Here is a 17,314-nt window from a genome sequence, read left to right on the forward strand (position 1 = left end):
AGCTGTCAGGAGTTATTTAATTAGAATGAAAATTAAGCTTTTAATCAAATGAAAACATAAAATGAGGTTTCAGAAAAGCTAAAAAAGATTTCATACACTTTTAGACTATTTGTTGGATAAGTTGTATGATAGATCGTAGTATGATCAATAAATAACAATTAAGGAGACATATTATGGCAAAAGAGAATCGGCGCGTCCAACGGACGAAAACTCAGATTCAACACACACTGATTAATTTGATGCAAAAAAATGACTTAGATGATATTACAGTGACGCAACTATGTGATCAGGTTCCGATTAATCGGTCGACGTTTTATGCGCATTATAATTCAACGTATGATGTGTTGTTAGAAGTTGAAGATCACGTCATGCATGCCTTCATAGAATATTTGTTTCAACAAAAGCAGTTATCAATGGCCGAATATCAGTCACAGATGGATCAATTGTATTTAAAAATTCTGACGTTTGTGCAACAAAATAAAGAAGCAATGAAAGTGATGTTTACTTATCCAATTAATGATAAGTTTCATACCGATTTACTGAACTTGTCTCAGGAGAATAATACCTATACGGGGAATGTTTACCAGCAGATTTATACAATCGCTGGGGGCTTAGCCATGGTGCAACTGTGGCTCAAGAATGACTTAGATATTACCCCCGAAGAATTGAGCCAATTGATGATCGAAATGGGACCGTTTGATCATCATTGATTCATTTGGTTAATCATATTAATAATATTAGAAATTTTAAACTTATTTTTGTAATTTAAATTAGAAATATGCAAGAAAATGAATCTTATTATAAATAATTCAAAAGATATTTCTTGTGAAATGATATCGATTATTAACATAATATTTTTCGGTTTTAGAAAATTTACTAAAATAAGCGGTTGCTAAAAATTAATTAGTGGTTATAATTAAATTTGAAACTAATTATTTTATGATGTGTTTAAATTTAAATTGTGAAGGGGTAATTTAACATGAATAAAAATATGTTAAAGCATTCTAGTGTAGTTATTGCTGCTTTATTAGCAGTTGCTCCAGTTGCTACACAAGCAACAAGTATTTTTGCTGATACTAATGCTAGTGACACAGCATCTACAACAACAGGAACTAATGCTAACGGAACTTCGACAGCAACAGGCGCTGATAGTAATGCAACGGCTACAGATACTGCAGCTAGTGATGTAACAACTATTAACAAATTTGTAAGTGATTTTTCTACAGATACGACTACTATTACTACCCAACAAGCAGCTGCTATGGGTCTTAATGAAACATTCTTAGATAGAAGTGGTGCTTTAGGAGTAGCTAATGGTCAAGAGGGCTTAGTTGATCAAGCTGGAACACTAAGTGGAATGTCTCAACGTTTTTATAACGGTGCGACTGTGGACGCAACAAATGTTTGGAAGATTGCTGATAAGTATAGTAAAAAGGTAACAGTTGAATTTAATAACGATTCAGCTAATACTTATGAAGTTACGAATGCTAATTTATCAAAGATGACTAATACCGTAAACGGCATTTTAGCAATTGGTGGTGATGTAGTAGAAAAGATCGCTATTTATCCTAACGATAATCCTAGCGCAACTGTTAATACTATTACTTTAAAACTACATGTTACCGGTGCTCGCGATAATGCTAGTGGTAAATTAGAACAAATCTACAATCAAGCAGACGGTGCAATCAATCGTTTGAATGTTTCCGATAAAATGAAGTCCGCTGCTCATAATGCTGCTAAGGTTGCTTATAACCAATCTTTAAATGATTTGAAGAAGGCTAGAACAGCTGATAACATTACTGATATTAAGAATACTTTACAATCCAACTTAGATAGTATTGATACTCAATCACAAACAGCCGACGACTTTAATAGTTCAAAAGAAATGTCTAAGTCTGAATTAAAAGCTGTCGCTGATGAAACAGATAAAACTATTGATGGTTTACAGGTTTCGGATAGTTTGAAGTCTGCTGCTCATGCTACAGTTAAAGATGCCTACAATATCGGAGTAAAAGATATTGATAAATCTGAAACACAAGCTCAAGTAGATCAAGCTGAAGAAACTGCTATTAATAATATTAAATCTATTGTTTCTCAAACAACAGGTTTAAGTGATGCAAGAGATCAAGCTAAGACTGACTTAAAAGCTGTTGCTGACGAAACAGATAAGGCAATTGATGGCCTACAAGTTTCTGACAGTTATAAGTCTGCTGCCCATAATGCAGTTAAAAAAGCTTATGAAATTGGTGTAAATGACTTTGATCGGGCATCTACTGTTGACCAAGTAAATCAATTTGAAGCAACTGCTATTAGTAACATCAAAGGTATTGTAGATCAAACTAATACTCAAGGTGCTAATAGTCTTTTAAATGATGCTAAAGATCAAGCTAAGACAGAAGCTCAGCAAATTCTTGACAACACTAACAAAGAAATTAACGCTTCTAACTTATCAGATAAGATGAAGAGTGCAGCTTTAAAGACAGCTAAAGAAGCATATCAAATGAGCCTTAACAACATTGATAAAGCTAAGACTTTAGATGATGTTACAAATGCTGAAACTAATTTAATTTCTAATTTAAAGGGTGTTATTAGTCAAGCTTCTTCATTGGAAGATGCTCAAAAGATGGCTAAGACTGAATTGAAAGCTGTTGCCGATGGAACAGATAAATCAATTGATGGTTTGAATGTTTCTGATGCTTTGAAGTCTGCTGCTCATAATGTAGTTAAGAAGGCTTATGAAATTGGTTTAAACGATGTTGATCGTGCAACATCAATTGACCAAGTAAATCAGTTTGAAGCTACTGCTATTGGTAATATCAAGGGTATTGTGGACCAAACTGTTGCTCAAGGTGGCAATAATACAACACCAGCAACACCAGGTAACACTACACCTTCAGCACCTATTGATAGTTCAGCAACAACATCTGAAACAACAAATACTAACGAAAGCACGACAGTTGCTAAGCATGGTGTTGTAACAATTACTAAAGCTGGAGCTGCACAGGTTTATGATAAAGCTGGTAATGCTGTAAGTGCTCGCTTATTGCCAAATAATAGTGCATGGAAGACAAATGCATTAATTACCTTAGCTGACGGACGTCAAATGTATAAAGTTGCTGCTAACGAATATGTTTTAGCAAGTGATGTTAACTTTGAAGCTGCCGGAACTATTACAACAACTAAAGAAAAAGGTGTATTTAACACTGCTACTGATGGTGTTGCCACTGTTCTCTTTAACTTAACAAATGGTAAGTTTGTTTCTAATCCAGCACGTGTAATTCCAAGTGGTACTTCATGGAGTTACGACAAGAAGGCTGTTGTTGGCAATACAACTTATTACAAGGTATCACCAACAGAATGGATTTCTTCTGCATCTAAAGGTACAGCAATTCCTAGATAATAGATTGTGAGATTAGTTAATTAGTTTAACTTGCTTTTAATAAAAGCTTGAGATAATTTTTTGTTAGAAATTGTCTTGAGCTTTTTTTTTGCTTTCCCATTCAAATAAGGCTTTTACAGTGATTTCATTTTTAGACTTATTAAATTGAGATGAGTACGCTTCTTAAATATGTTATTTGTGTAACAAAATATTTACGAATTGATAATATTATGTGTAGATGAAAGAATATCGCTTGCAAAACCCCATAAATGAGTTAAAATAGCATTGTTGGTAAAGATAGATATTGATCATAGATAATTGATAAAATGGTACATCGACGACTACCAATTACTATCATTTAGTGTACATTTTAACAGTTGTTTATTTTATGTTATAATATCAGTATCTTCTATAAATATAATAGTTCGAGGAGGAATACCAATTATGAAGAAAACTTCATTAATGGGCGCTAGTGTTGTAGCAGCTGCTTTGTTAGCTGTTGCTCCAGTTGCTGCCCCAGCAATTAGTTCCGTTTCTGGTACACAAGTTGTTAAAGCTGATGCTACATCAGATGCAACTGCTGCTGCAAACAAGGTTTTTGCAGGAATCCAAAATACAAGTGCTAACTACGATTTGAGCAGTTCTAACACAGATACTACTTCAAATGCTACAGCATTCAAGAATGTTAAGACAGCTTTGTCTACTGCTTATGGTGATACAACTGTTTCTAAGATCATGGATGCTAACAACAAAGCTGAAGGATTTTTACAATATTTCCAATCTGCTACTCCTAATGGTTCAACTTTGACCAATGGTATTGCAGATAACGTAGTTAAGGTTACTTTTAAGTCAGGTGACTTAACATTAAATTCTCAAAATGAGTTGAATAATAAAGTTGCTGAAATTGAAAGCAAGGGTGGTTCATTAACTGCTACTTATGCTATTCAAGATGCTAAGAATACTTCAACAATTGCTTCTAAGACATTCACAATGAATGTTAAAGCTGCTGCTGGTGATGCTAGTCAAGTAACTGCATTATACTTGACAACACCTGCTTCTCTTGATGCTAAATTTGGCGAATCACTTTCTGACTTTAGTTACAGTGACTCTGCTAAAGTAGCTGCTAAAGACCAAAACGGTGCAGCAGTTGCTGCATTTGCTAATGGTGCTAATGTGAAAGCTTCTGTTCAATACAAGGTTAACAACGCCGATGGCACAACAACTGCTTGGACAGATGCAGATACAACTGCTGCTGGCAGTCACTTCGCTAAAGATGGCAAAGATGCCAACGGTAATAAAGTAACTTATAGTTATCGTCAATTAGCTACAGTATCTCTTCCTACAGGAATGACACCATCAACAGTTTATGCTAACGGTGCTAATGTTACTAAAGCAGATACAACAGTTTACACTTTAACAACTCCTATTAATGTTAATGGCTCAGCTGCTGAAGATACAACAGGAACAACTCTTGAAAAAGTTAAGGGTGTTGCTGTAGTTAACTCTGATGTAACTTATGCTCAATTGGTTGACAGACAGGGTAATGCCATTGCTGCTCGTGTACTTCCTGCTAACACAAGCTGGGCAGTTGATGGTAAGTTAACTAAATTAGCTAATAATAAAGTATATTACAAAGTATCTCCTAAGGAATATGTTGCAGCTACTGATGTAACATTTACACCTGCTGGTTCAGATACTGACAATTCTTCAACATCTAATTCTGATAACACTTCATCAGCTATTACAACAACTAAAGAAAAGGGTGTATTTAACACTGCTACTGATGGTGTTGCCACTGTTCTCTTTAACTTAACAAATGGTAAATTTGTTTCTAATCCAGCACGTTTAATTCCAAGTGGTACTTCATGGAGTTATGATAAGAAAGCCGTTGTTGGTGGTACAACTTATTATAAAGTTTCACCTACAGAATGGATTTCTTCTGCATCTAAAGGTACAGCAGTTCCTGCTAAATAATTGAATTAATTTCAATTTTGAAAGTCTCTCTGATTGAGAGGCTTTTTTTGTACAATAAATGAATGTTGATCTCAAAACAACTCTCTATGAAGCGGCCATTAAATATATGTTTTATTTTAGTTACAAATCATCTAATGACTTGCAATCACTTAGTGAAAACTTTAATATCAAAGTGTAATCAATTCTGGAGGGATTTTCTTGAAGAAAACATTCATTACTTCAACTTTAACAGCTGCTTTGTTAACTACTTCCGTTTTACCAAGTGTAGCTAATTTAACGCAAGCAGCTGACAATAACTCATCAACTATTAGTGATGAGCAGGTTAGTTCAAAACAACAAGTAACTAATAATTCACAAGTTACTGATCAAACGGCTGCACAGGCAACGCAAGCAACACAAGATAGCGGTCATGCAATTTCGACACAAAATAGTGATCCAACGGTTAGTCCAGTGTCACCAGCAGCAACCCCGGCTATTAGCCCTAAGATGGTCACTGAAGGGACTTTTGCGACAACTAGTACTCAGCAAGCCTTTATTCAACAAATCGCTCCTTACGCTCAACAAGCTGCTAATTCGCGCAATTTGTATCCATCAGTCATGATGGCTCAAGCTATTTTGGAAAGTGGTTGGGGAACATCAGCTTTGTCCCAAGCCCCCAATTACAATTTATTTGGCATTAAGGGGAGTTATAATGGTGCCTCAGTGGATATGCCGACTTTAGAGTGGATTAACGGTCAGTATGTTTCAGTTGATGCCTATTTCCGTAAATATCCTAGTTATTTGGAATCTTTTAATGATAATGGGGATAAATTACGTTATGGCGTCAGTTGGGATAGCTCCTATTACAGTGGTACTTGGCGTGAGAATACAACTAGCTATCGCGATGCAACAGCTTGGTTGCAAGGACGTTATGCAACGGATCCAACTTATGCTAGCAAGTTAAATGACATTATTGATACGTATAATTTGACGCAATATGATAATACAGCTGCTGCTGATGCCACAGTACCAAGTGGTAGTTCTACAACGACTGACAATACTAGTGATAACTTGCAGCCAGGTCAAGTTCAGACTTTTCGTCACGTAGTACGGACAACGAACGTTGTGTCGTATGCTTGGTTATATGATGAAAATGGTACTAGAATAGAAGCACGGGTTTTGCCTAAGAATACCGATTGGAAAGCTGATAAAGTTAAAAATATTAATGGTTATCGGTATTATCGAGTAGCTGGTGATGAATGGGTTTTAGCTAATGATGTAACTATAATGCAGTAATTTTGTCTTTTAATTTATTTGTTTATATTTATGTATAATTAATGCTTGTAAAAAGGATCTCTGAATTTATTATAATTTCGGAGATCCTTTTTATGTAAGCAAATTTAAAAAAGGATTTTTCCATATTATCCAATCAAGTCTAATCAAGTAGTAGTAACAGTATGACTATATGGAAATTACTACGGTTTTGAATATCAAAATATACAAAATTATTCGAGAGATATTAGTTCAATATTGAAAGATTCTTGATTGTGTTATCTGACATAAAGGATTAACTTTTTTGAATAATGATAATCAAATTTCAACCAAACTGATATTTTTATTTTGGTTTTTTAATTGTTATTTATACCTGAAATATCAGTTATGAAATTGTAGGATCTTAAGCTTATGATTTGAACGTCAAAAAAATGGAATTATATTAATTGACAAATTAAACTAGCTATAATTTATTTTTTCTATTAACCATAAATATTTTCTTTTATTTTTTGATTTAAAATTATTAAACTATAAATTTTTACTAAAAACAAAAACGTTAAGAGATAAAAACATAGCGTTTGATTGGATTTTATTAATTTTTTAATTTTTGGTGTTATAATTTAATCGGTTTCAAAATAAAGGTATTATAAGGAGGAAAAAGTAATGACCTGGAAATCAAAGATAGTAGTGCTAGCTGCAAGTTTAACAATGGCTGCCCCGGTAATAAGTACAGGACTGACTAATGTTAGTGCGGATACAGTCAATGATAACTCTGCACAGATTAGTACTCGTAATATTGTTATTAGTCCAACCCAAGGTGTAGTTACCGTATCTGCATCAAAAGGACGTCTGTTTACGGATAATTTTGAGCTGGTAGCTGAGCGTTATGTAACATACCAATCAGCTTGGAAAACTGATAAAATTGCATACGATTCAGCAACAGGGAAAGAATATTTTCGGATTGCACCGAATGAATGGTTAGTTTCCGACGATGTAGTATTTTCATACTAATTTAGTTATTGACGGTTGGAATATTTCTTTTAAGTTAGAAGGTATTAAAAAATCATGAATCTTAAATCAAATTTAATGATGTTGGCAACAAGTGTATTGATGTTGGCTCCAGTTATTAGTACTAGTTTGACTAGTGTTAGTGCGGACACGGTTAATGATAATTCTGAACAGGTTAGTCCCCGCAATGTTGTTATTAGTCCCACTAAAGGTGTAGTAACTGTTACTGCAGAAAATGGTCGTCTCTATACTGATGATTTTAAACAGATTACATTGCGTTATATTAAGTATCAATCATCATGGAAGACAGATAAAATTGCCTATGATTCAGTCACAGGAAAAGAGTATTTTCGGATTGCTCCCAATATGTGGGTAATTTCTGATGATGTAGTATTTTCTTAATATTTTTATACTATTTTCAGATGAAAAGGCTTTCTGCTATACTTGCAGCTTTGCAGTTAATATTTAGCATTGATATTTTTTAAGTAAAATTAAATTTATGGAGGATGAATATTATGAAAATAAAGTCAGGTTTAATGATGTTAATGACTAGTACTATGATGTTAGCACCTGTTATTAGTACAGGTTTAACTAGTGTGAGTGCTGATACGGTTAATGATAATTCCACGCAAGTTAGTACCCGCAATGTGAATCTTAGTCCTACTAATGGTGTAGTTACCATTACGGCACAATGGGGTAGAATTTACGATGATAATTTACAAGTGGAACCTGGTAGGGTTTTAAAATATCAATCTGCATGGAAGACAGACAAAATTGCTTATGATTCAGCAACAGGAGAAGAATATTTTCGGATTGCTCCTAATATGTGGGTAATTTCCGATGACGTAGTATTTTCTTAATAATTTAGTTGTTATATTTACTAATTTGATTGATAGAGTTAGGGGCTAAAAATTATGAAGTTAAAATCAAATTTAACTATATTGGCAACAAGTATGTTGATGTTAGCACCTGCTATCAGTACTAGTTTAACTAGTGTTAATGCAGCTACTGTTAGCAGCACTTCAGGACAAATTAGCACCCGTAATATGGTTATTAGTCCAACCAAAGGTACGGTAACCATAACTGCAGCAAATGGTCGAGTTTACAATGATAGTTTTGCTCTTGTCCAAGGGTTAACCTTCAAATATCAATCATCTTGGAAAACCGATAAAATTGCCTATGATACGGTTACTGGTAACGAATACTTTCGCGTAGCACCTAATAAATGGGTTAATTCTTATGACGTTGTTTTTTCATAATAATTGGTAAAGTTTTATTTGTAAGGAGGAGCTTATAATGAGATTCAAGTCAAGTTTGATTATGTTAGTAACTAGTGCAGCCATGCTTGCCCCTGTTGTGACGACTGGATTAACTGCTGTTTCAGCAGACACGGTTGCCCCCGATGTAACACAAGTTAGCACTCGAAATATCACGATTAGCCCAACTAAGGGCGTGGTTACTGTAACTTCTAACTTTGCTCATTTTTATAAGGATAATCTAGAAATGGTGCCTGATTGTGGTGTCTATTATCAATCATCTTGGAAAACTGATAAAATCGCTTATAACTCATCCACGGGTGAAGAATTCTTTCGAATTGCTCCTAATAAGTGGTTGTCCGCTTCTGATGTAGTATTCTCTTATTAATTAAAAACTGTAATGTAATTTTGTGATCACAATTTACTTATTAGCTTTAAAGACCTCTTACATAAAAGGGGTCTTTTTTATTCAATTTAATTACTTTAATTACTAATATAAACAGCTTGGTGGTTTTTGTAAGAAAGGTATGAATATAACTATGGTAAATAATAATTCTTTAAATCAGAATTTAACATCAATTAATGTTAATAACTTGTTAATTCAATATCAGACTAAAAGAGCTGCTGTGATTAGGTATAATCTGATTTACTCTTATCTGATTGATGCATCTCGTTCGCAAAAATTATCAGAATACTTGATGTTAAAATATTTTATCAATCAATGCTTTTGCAATATATGTGAAGAGATAATTATGCAAAGAATTTCTAATCAACAACATTCCCAAATACTTCAATATACCTATTTAAAACCCTTAAAGAATGATAGGGCTATCATGACAAAACTTAATTATAGTAATTCTAGTTACTATCGTCACAGAAAGTTAGCCCTATGTGATTTTGCGGAATTTTGGCCCAATCGCTTTGATTCGTTAAAAGTATATGATTAAACATTGATAATAGTTGGGATATTTTTGACACATTAAAGGAACACTCTTGGGATAATATCCATTGCATAATAGTATTGTTGAAAGTTTTGAAAGACATTACAAGGAGGTTAACAATGAGAAGAAGAAGAGAGTCACAATTACTTAATATTGAACAAACAGCTATTAATGCAGATAATATTTTAAGTCAATATCAACATAAGAAGGATTTACTTCAAAGATGGAACTTTGGTATTCAATCGCCTAGTTTTGAAACCGTTACCCAAAATGATCATTCTAAGAATCATGTAGAAGATCGATTAGTGTCACATATTGATGAAAAAACTTTTTGTGGTTGGTGTGAACAGATTATTAACGAGATGATTAATGACAAGCAGCATGCACAAATTTTAAAGTACACTTATTTAACTCCGCTAGATAGTGACCAGGAAATAATGGAGCGTCTACACTATGAACGTTCTAGTTATTATCGTCATCGTAAGTTAGCTTTGTGTGACTTTGCCGAATTTTGGCCACCTGTTGTTCAAGAATTAGTAGTTTACAATGAACAAGTGAAACAAATTTAAGATAAGTTTGAAACACCTATGATATTTAAATCATTGCATAATGATAGCGTAGAAAAGATAGCTAGTTAAAGCACTTCTAATGAAGTGCTTTTTTTGTACCCAGAAAGGGGGTGATTGTTATGGATTAATTATATATTTAAATAATTTGGATGTAGAAAGGAGTTTTATAAATGGATAATTCAGGAATTGTGACTGTCTTAGAAAGTAAAGCCAAAGTTTATTCAGCTGTTGCTGGTAGTTTAACTGGCCAAACATTAGCTTTCAATACGCAATGGAAATACAATCTTACTTCTACTGACAGTCAAGGTAAGAATTGGTTTCATGTTGGTGGCAGTCAATGGGTTTGCGAGACAGAAGTTGGCGTGAAAATTCAAAGCGCCGTTCATACTAGCGGAACTTTAAAATCTAATGGTGCTTTTGTGCGGGTTTCACCGAATGGTTCTGGTGCAGGCTTTAATTTAACTGCTCAAGAGTCATATCGATATGATACCAAGGTAATCGATGCTTGGGGCTACACTTGGTATCATGTTGGTTTTGCTAATTGGGTTGCCGGATTGGATGTCAATTTAAACATTTCGGGGGTTGTAACGGTTACGGAAAGCAAGGCCAAAGTCTATTCGTCTGTTAACGGCAGTGCTACTGGTCAAACTTTAAGTTTTAATACGCAATGGAAGTATAATTTGGTGGCTATTGATGGTCAAGGACGTAATTGGTATCACGTTGGTGGTAGTCAATGGGTCTGTGAAACAGAGGTTGGCAATCAGTTACAAAGTTTAACTCATGTTAGTGGAACTTTGTCCTCCAATGGCGCCGTTGTTTATCATGCGCCTCAGGGTTCGGGAGCTGGTTTTAACCTAACAGCAGGAGAATCTTATAAATACGATACTAAGGCCATTGATGTTAATGGTAATGCTTGGTATCACGTGGGATTTGCTAATTGGGTGTCAGCTAACGATGTCATCTTGGCTAGTTCCAAACCAGGTAATGGAGCGCGTGTGAAAGTTACTTTCTATGATCCAGCAGTTTTGGGATCTTCGATGGGATATGGTGGTGTTGCGGCCAACTTAAATGTTTATCCTAAAGGAACTAATTTGAAGATTGTTTTGGATCAACCAGTTAATGGACAAACAGTACTTTATCGCCAGGTGAATGATACTGGAACTTTTGTTAATCAAAATCCAAATCAAATTGATATTGCTTTGCCTAATTCGCAAATTCCAGCTTATGGCGTCACTTATGCAACGATTTATGTTCTTTAAGTTTATAAAATAATGGAGGAAAGATATTATGGATAGTTCAGGAATTGTAACAGTTTTAGAAAGCAAGGCTCAAGTGTATGCTACTGTTAATGGTAGTAAAACAGGACAAACTCTAGCGTTTGATACGCAATGGAAATATAATAATACTTCTACAGATGACCAAAGTCGCAACTGGTTTCATGTTGGTGGTGGCCAATGGGTTTGTGAAACAGAAGTTGGCGTGAAAATTCAGAGTGCTACACACACGAAAGGAGTACTAAGTTCTAGTGGAGCCTTTGTTCGGATATCTCCTAATGGTTCGGGAGCTGGTTTTAATTTAGGAGCCAATGAACCTTACTCTTATGATACTAAAGTGGTTGACGCTTGGGGGTATACTTGGTATCACGTCGGTTACGCTAATTGGGTTGCCGGCTTGGATATTACCTTAAAAACTTCAGGAGTTGTTACTGTGCTAGAGAGTAAAGCACAAGTCTATGCTACTGTTAATGGGAGTTTAACTGGTCAAACCTTAGCCTTTAATACGCAATGGAAATATAATTCTACCGCCGTGGATAAGCAAGGACGTAATTGGTATCATGTTGGCGGTGGCCAATGGGTTTGTGAAACAGAAGTGGGCGATCAAATCCAAAGTGCTACTCATGTAAAAGGAACCTTAAACTCAAATGGAGCTTTAGTTCGTTTTGCTCCGAATGGTTCTAGTTCAGGACATAATTTGACTGCGGGTTTAACTTATAAATATGATACGAGAGTTGTTGATAACTGGAATTATAGTTGGTACCATGTAGGATACGCTAATTGGGTTGCCGGTTTAGATGTAACGGTGAGTGGTTCTGGTAGTGAGATTGTCAATATTGCTGAAAGCATGTTAGGTTACTTCACTTATAGTCAAGTTCACGGAGTATCATATATTGGCTCGGTTGCTAATCCTAATCGTTATGGTCAAACCGATTGTTCCGGTTTTGTTTGGTTAGTTCTTAAAAAAGCTGGCTGCAGTGTTCCGGACAATATGCAATGGTACACAGGATCTATGGAAAGTGATGCTCGTTATAATCACAATTGGTTAAAGCAGGTCTCAACTAGTGAAGCTCAACCAGGTGATATTATTATTATGAATTCTGGTTCGGGAGCAGGTAACAACGGACATACTGCGATCTTAACTAGCAACTGGAATGGCAATGCCACTTCGATTATTGAAATGGGGGGTAACCCTAATGCCAATGGTGTCAATACTTGGACGGTGGGTAATGCATTTTATAGTTTATTAAATGCTGGAGCATCGCAAGTATTGGCTCGACCTATCTAAATTAGGTAAATCAAGTGACTAGAATTAAATTAGGAGAAAAAGTGATTAAAGAAATAGAATTGCATTTCTATTTGTTTGATCGCTTTTTTTGTTTTAGGAGTTAAAGGAGATGATCTGAATGAGTCTGTGGTCTTGGATTGAAATAATTATCGCCTTATTACCAATTCCAGCAGCCTATTTGGGATGTAAAAAAGCACTAAAATCTATGCATGATAATTCACGTGTCTCTAAAATGGATGCGCGCGTCACCCATACAGAACAAGCTATTCAAGCAATTCTGCATGATTCTTTGTATAAACGATGTACTTTTTTTATTAGTAAAGGTTCAATTTCCTTAACGGAGTTGGATAATATTGAGCACTTGTATAAAGGTTATGCAAGTGTCGGCGGCGATGGAACTGGTAAAACTCTCTACAATAAAGTGCTAGCTTTAAAAATTTTAGATGATGATAAGGAGTGATGATGTTGAAAAAAGTTTATGTGAATTTGTTTTGGGGAGTAGTTATGGAACTACTCTTTTTTACTATGTCAGTTCAAGCTGCTAATACCGATATGGTAGATGTCTCTAATCATAATGGCGATATGACTTATGCTAATTTTGTAGATATGCGCGACCATTATGGCGTTAAATCAGTGGTCACCAAAATTAGTGAGGGAACTGACTATCAAGACCCTACGGCAGCTAATAATATTAAAACTGCCCAGCAAGCAGGTCTATATATTAATGGTTATCATTTTGCCCGCTATCAAACGGTTCAACAAGCTAAAAACGAGGCAGACTATGCTTGTCAAACCGCTAAGGCTGATGGCTTACCTGTTGGGGCTGTTTTGGTAGCAGATGTTGAAGCTTCTGAACAACAAGCACTGAGCTATTCGCAAAATCAAGCCAATAATGAAGCGTTTGAGAATGTTGTTCAGCAATATGGTTATCGTCCGAATATCTATACGATGGCTAGTTGGGTAGGGGTCAAATTTCCCGTATCTAAAGGGTGGATCGCTCAATATCCTGCTAATCCTTGGAACTTAACTTCTTATAGTAATCATCATGCTTGGCAATTTGCGTCAGATATGTCGTTTACTGGTAGTTATGGGCAGTTTGATGTATCTAATTTATATGATGATTTTTACACTGCTGGACAAAAGACTGTTAATACTATTAATAATGTTGTTACCACTCAAACCACGGATAAGAATGCTGCAACTATGTTTCACGGTGATAGTTCTGCTTTTGATACGACGCCGTTATTAAATAATACTAGTTGGGCAGCTTCTAAGATAATACCTGATAACAATAATCGTCCGATGTTTTTAGTCGGCGGTGATAGTTATCTACCACAAAGAAATACTAATCTTAAAGGCTTACTGACGATTAATTATTTAAACGGTTATGGTCCCAATGCTGTCGATAGTACTGGTAAGGAAATTGCCAATTCAAATTTAACTTTTAAAGGGGGAACACAATGGAAAACGAATGATAAACTGTATAATATTGCTGGGGTTGGCTATTGTTATAAAGTGGCAGCAAATGAATATGTCGCAGCGAAGTATCAAGTTGGATCTGGATTTAAAGGATAATTAATTGAAAATAAAGGGCTTAATGTTCCATTAATTATTTTCCTCCGAGTACGAATCAATATTAATGGTATGATGGTTTAGTTCAATGTCAAAATCTAACATCTATATCTCAATGACTATTATCGAGATTATAAGTCTTTTGCGTTTATGTTACACAAATGTTAAAGATATTGTTCTGAAATTTATTTATTGTTAAAATGATTACAAGATTAAAAATGGAGGAAATAAAAATGCTGAAACGAAATTTAAAAATAATTATTTCGTTGATGTTTGGTTTAGTTATTGGCTTTGGCTTCACCAGTCAAAACACAAAAGCTGAAACTGTTAATGAATACATTCAGCGCAATAATATTCAACCAAGTAACATTCAACAGGTCAATGGGACTTTTGACCAAATGTTTGGTTATGAAAATGGTGTTGGTAAGCCTGAAGGGGTTGTTATCCACGAAACAGCTACTAAAAATGCTACTGCTTGGGATGAAGTGACCTACTTCAACCGCGAATGGCAAACCGCCCAAACTTATGTACATGCGTTTGCGGATGCTAACCACATTTTACAAATTCATAATACTGACTATGGGGTTTGGGGAGCTGGTTATTGGGCGAACCAACGCTTTATCCAAATTGAATTATGTGAAGAAAACACTTATGATGGTTTTGCTCGTTCAGTGAATAATCAAGCTTACTTTACTGCTTATATGTTGAAGAAATATGGCTTGAAGCCGTCATTGGCTGATCATACTGGTAGTGGTACGATCTGGTCACATAATGCGGTTAATCAGTATCACCCTTCTGCTGGTGGGCATACTGACCCAATTGGTTGGTTTAGTCAATGGGGTTACTCCATGGATCAATTCTATCAATTGGTTCAAAGCCAATATGATAAGTTGAACGATACTGCCAATAATGCTGCTGCTGGCAACAGTAAAGATGGTATTATTCAAGTAAATTCTGATCAAACTTATTCCAATTTGTATACACGCAATTCTGATGGAACTTTTACTAAGAGTGATGCACGGGTAATTCCTGCTAATACAAAGTGGGTTTACAACAAGTCTGCTGTTGATAAGGGGATTACGTACTACAAAGTTGACCCAACCGAATGGGCTATTAGTACTCAAACAACAATTTTACGTTATTCCACACACTAAAAAGAACTATCATAATTATTTAAAGACTATTAGTGATTTTTTTCTAATAGTCTTTTTTTGTGATCTTTTTTACCAAAAAGAGTAGTCTTTTTAAGTGATTCGCGTTAAATTGTTATTGTTGCAACCGTTAACACACGGCTGCTCCAATCATAAGGAAGAGGTATTGGGATATGAAAGATTACGATTTAACCAAAGTACCAGTGATGAATAAAGAGGTGTTAAAAGCAGCGATTGCGCACCAACAATTACCCATTCGCCAAGAATTTCAATTAACGGCACAAACCATTGCTTTGTTTGATTTACAAGGTCAAGCAGCATATCCAACCGTCATTTTTGACCGACAATTGGGCTATTTTGGGCTTCGCCAAACGACTCGTCAAATTTGGAATAACTATTTTCACCAACATATCTTCGATTTGTATCATACCCGTCGCTTGATTCAATATCATGGGCACTCACGATTATTGGCGCTGTCCTTAGGTTCATTGGTGTATTTTCCATTAGGGGCGATTGGTCATGGCAACAGTGACTGGATTGGTTTGCACGGGCAGATTGATTGTGCACAAGACCTTCAACACCAACAAGCAACTTTTTATGATGAGTCCGGACAACAATTACAATTTACTTATAGCCGCCGGCATGATTTGTGGACGGCAATTCATCAAGCTGGCTTTTACGCGCAATATAATGTGCGGGCATTTGAACTGGCAGCTCAAGAGTTAGGCTTGGAACTTAAACCGATCGTTTGGAGTAGCTTATTGAAGCAGGTGATTAACTGTCACTGCTCCTTACATCGCCAATTACCAACCACATACTTAGAAGTCAAAGACTTTTTACAAAGTTTTCAAACCTGGTCTTTAACTCACTTATTAAAAGATCCCGACTTGGATTTAAATGAGCAATTGCAGCAAGAGCAACTGCGGTTTTGGCAAAGTAATTTACATGCGGCGCACTATTTATGGTAGTAATTGCGCCCGCGGTTGCAGATTAGTTGCGCGCAACCAGTGGTAATTAATTCAAAAAAGGTGTATTCAATCCTTTGGTAGTCGTGTTTAACGCGTGTTTTATGGGAAGTTCAGGCTTGTTATCTTAAAGCTACACAAGCGCTTGTGCAAACTTAAGATGGGAGTTTGAACTAGTGAAACATTCGTTACAGCAAGGTTTTGATTTAGCCTTAACTAATCAACGCTTAATTGGTGGCGCCTTGAAACAAGCTGGGGTTTGGCGCAATAATCTGAATTATGAAGATTATTTTCAGGATGCCTTAGTACTGTATGCCACGACGTGGGTCCAATTTGAGCAATCAGCTGGTCAATTTGCACCGTATATTTTTCAAAAGATTGTCTGGCGCACGCAAGATCAATTGCGCCAAAGTCACCGCCAGCAACATGAGTCGGTGGAAGAACTCTTTTATTTACCAGATCAGACGACCACGGCACTTAGCGACTGGCAGGTAGTGTTACACCAAAAGGCTCGGCAATTAGCACCATTAGAACGGCAAGTCTTGCAAGCCTGTATTCTAGAAGTACCACTAACGCAATTGGCGAAACAAGTTCATAAAAGTTCGCGGTATTTACGTAAAATTCGCGCCCAAGTTCGTCAGAAATTAATATCATAAAGTGATCGATTGAAAAAACACAACTAAAGT

At 35.6% G+C, this 17,314-nt stretch carries 17 protein-coding genes and 1 pseudogene; all 18 read left to right on the plus strand.

The features are described from left to right. Window positions 1-173: 173 nt before the first annotated feature. The 18 genes and pseudogenes from AC3B6D_RS05445 (at window position 174) to AC3B6D_RS05530 (ending at window position 17,284) form a co-directional block, all read left to right on the plus strand. Window positions 174-710, plus strand: coding sequence for a TetR-like C-terminal domain-containing protein (locus AC3B6D_RS05445; RefSeq protein ID WP_489775111.1), 537 nt, complete (start codon window positions 174-176; stop codon window positions 708-710). A 269-nt stretch (window positions 711-979) separates the two neighbouring features. Next, window positions 980-3,400 (plus strand): DUF1542 domain-containing protein, encoded by a 2,421-nt coding sequence (locus AC3B6D_RS05450; RefSeq protein ID WP_489775112.1) that lies wholly within the window; start codon window positions 980-982, stop codon window positions 3,398-3,400. Window positions 3,401-3,823: 423 nt separating this feature from the next. Next, window positions 3,824-5,353: an SLAP domain-containing protein gene (locus AC3B6D_RS05455; RefSeq protein WP_489775113.1), complete on the plus strand. Its 1,530-nt coding sequence runs from the start codon at window positions 3,824-3,826 to the stop codon at window positions 5,351-5,353. 198 nt (window positions 5,354-5,551) lie between these two features. After that, window positions 5,552-6,628, plus strand: coding sequence for a glucosaminidase domain-containing protein (locus AC3B6D_RS05460; protein ID WP_489775114.1), 1,077 nt, complete (start codon window positions 5,552-5,554; stop codon window positions 6,626-6,628). Between the two features lie 639 nt (window positions 6,629-7,267). After that, entirely contained in the window at window positions 7,268-7,615 is a 348-nt protein-coding gene (locus AC3B6D_RS05465) for a hypothetical protein (RefSeq protein ID WP_489775115.1), read from the plus strand. A 54-nt stretch (window positions 7,616-7,669) separates the two neighbouring features. Then, a complete protein-coding gene (locus tag AC3B6D_RS05470) occupies window positions 7,670-8,014 on the plus strand; it encodes a hypothetical protein (protein WP_489769495.1) in 345 nt (114 codons plus the stop codon). A gap of 113 nt (window positions 8,015-8,127) precedes the next feature. Further along, window positions 8,128-8,472 (plus strand): hypothetical protein, encoded by a 345-nt coding sequence (locus AC3B6D_RS05475; RefSeq protein WP_489775116.1) that lies wholly within the window; start codon window positions 8,128-8,130, stop codon window positions 8,470-8,472. A 54-nt stretch (window positions 8,473-8,526) separates the two neighbouring features. Next, complete coding sequence (locus AC3B6D_RS05480; RefSeq protein WP_489775117.1) at window positions 8,527-8,871, plus strand: hypothetical protein; 345 nt, start codon at window positions 8,527-8,529, stop codon at window positions 8,869-8,871. 37 nt (window positions 8,872-8,908) lie between these two features. After that, the gene (locus AC3B6D_RS05485; protein WP_489775118.1) at window positions 8,909-9,256 is read left to right on the plus strand and encodes a hypothetical protein; all 348 of its coding nucleotides are present in this window, start codon (window positions 8,909-8,911) and stop codon (window positions 9,254-9,256) included. A 364-nt stretch (window positions 9,257-9,620) separates the two neighbouring features. Next, window positions 9,621-9,815 carry a DUF1492 domain-containing protein gene (locus tag AC3B6D_RS05490; RefSeq protein ID WP_489769853.1) on the plus strand — a complete coding sequence of 65 codons (195 nt, stop codon included), beginning with the start codon at window positions 9,621-9,623 and terminating at the stop codon, window positions 9,813-9,815. A gap of 113 nt (window positions 9,816-9,928) precedes the next feature. Further along, window positions 9,929-10,378, plus strand: coding sequence for an ArpU family phage packaging/lysis transcriptional regulator (locus AC3B6D_RS05495; RefSeq protein ID WP_489769499.1), 450 nt, complete (start codon window positions 9,929-9,931; stop codon window positions 10,376-10,378). A 983-nt stretch (window positions 10,379-11,361) separates the two neighbouring features. Further along, a pseudogene (locus tag AC3B6D_RS05500) lies at window positions 11,362-11,637 on the plus strand (hypothetical protein); the annotation flags it as partial. 28 nt (window positions 11,638-11,665) lie between these two features. After that, a complete protein-coding gene (locus AC3B6D_RS05505) occupies window positions 11,666-12,940 on the plus strand; it encodes an NlpC/P60 family protein (protein WP_489775119.1) in 1,275 nt (424 codons plus the stop codon). Window positions 12,941-13,058: 118 nt separating this feature from the next. Continuing rightward, window positions 13,059-13,400: a hypothetical protein gene (locus tag AC3B6D_RS05510; RefSeq protein ID WP_489769501.1), complete on the plus strand. Its 342-nt coding sequence runs from the start codon at window positions 13,059-13,061 to the stop codon at window positions 13,398-13,400. Window positions 13,401-13,402: 2 nt separating this feature from the next. Further along, entirely contained in the window at window positions 13,403-14,515 is a 1,113-nt protein-coding gene (locus tag AC3B6D_RS05515) for a GH25 family lysozyme (protein ID WP_489769502.1), read from the plus strand. Between the two features lie 230 nt (window positions 14,516-14,745). Next, window positions 14,746-15,666 (plus strand): peptidoglycan recognition protein family protein, encoded by a 921-nt coding sequence (locus AC3B6D_RS05520; protein ID WP_489775120.1) that lies wholly within the window; start codon window positions 14,746-14,748, stop codon window positions 15,664-15,666. Between the two features lie 170 nt (window positions 15,667-15,836). Beyond that, window positions 15,837-16,631, plus strand: a complete 795-nt coding sequence (locus tag AC3B6D_RS05525; protein ID WP_489775121.1) for a hypothetical protein — start codon at window positions 15,837-15,839, stop codon at window positions 16,629-16,631. Between the two features lie 173 nt (window positions 16,632-16,804). After that, entirely contained in the window at window positions 16,805-17,284 is a 480-nt protein-coding gene (locus tag AC3B6D_RS05530; protein ID WP_489775122.1) for a sigma-70 RNA polymerase sigma factor region 4 domain-containing protein, read from the plus strand. The last annotated feature ends 30 nt before the right edge of the window (window positions 17,285-17,314 follow it).

It is taken from the genome of Bombilactobacillus sp. ESL1097 (genome assembly GCF_058107205.1).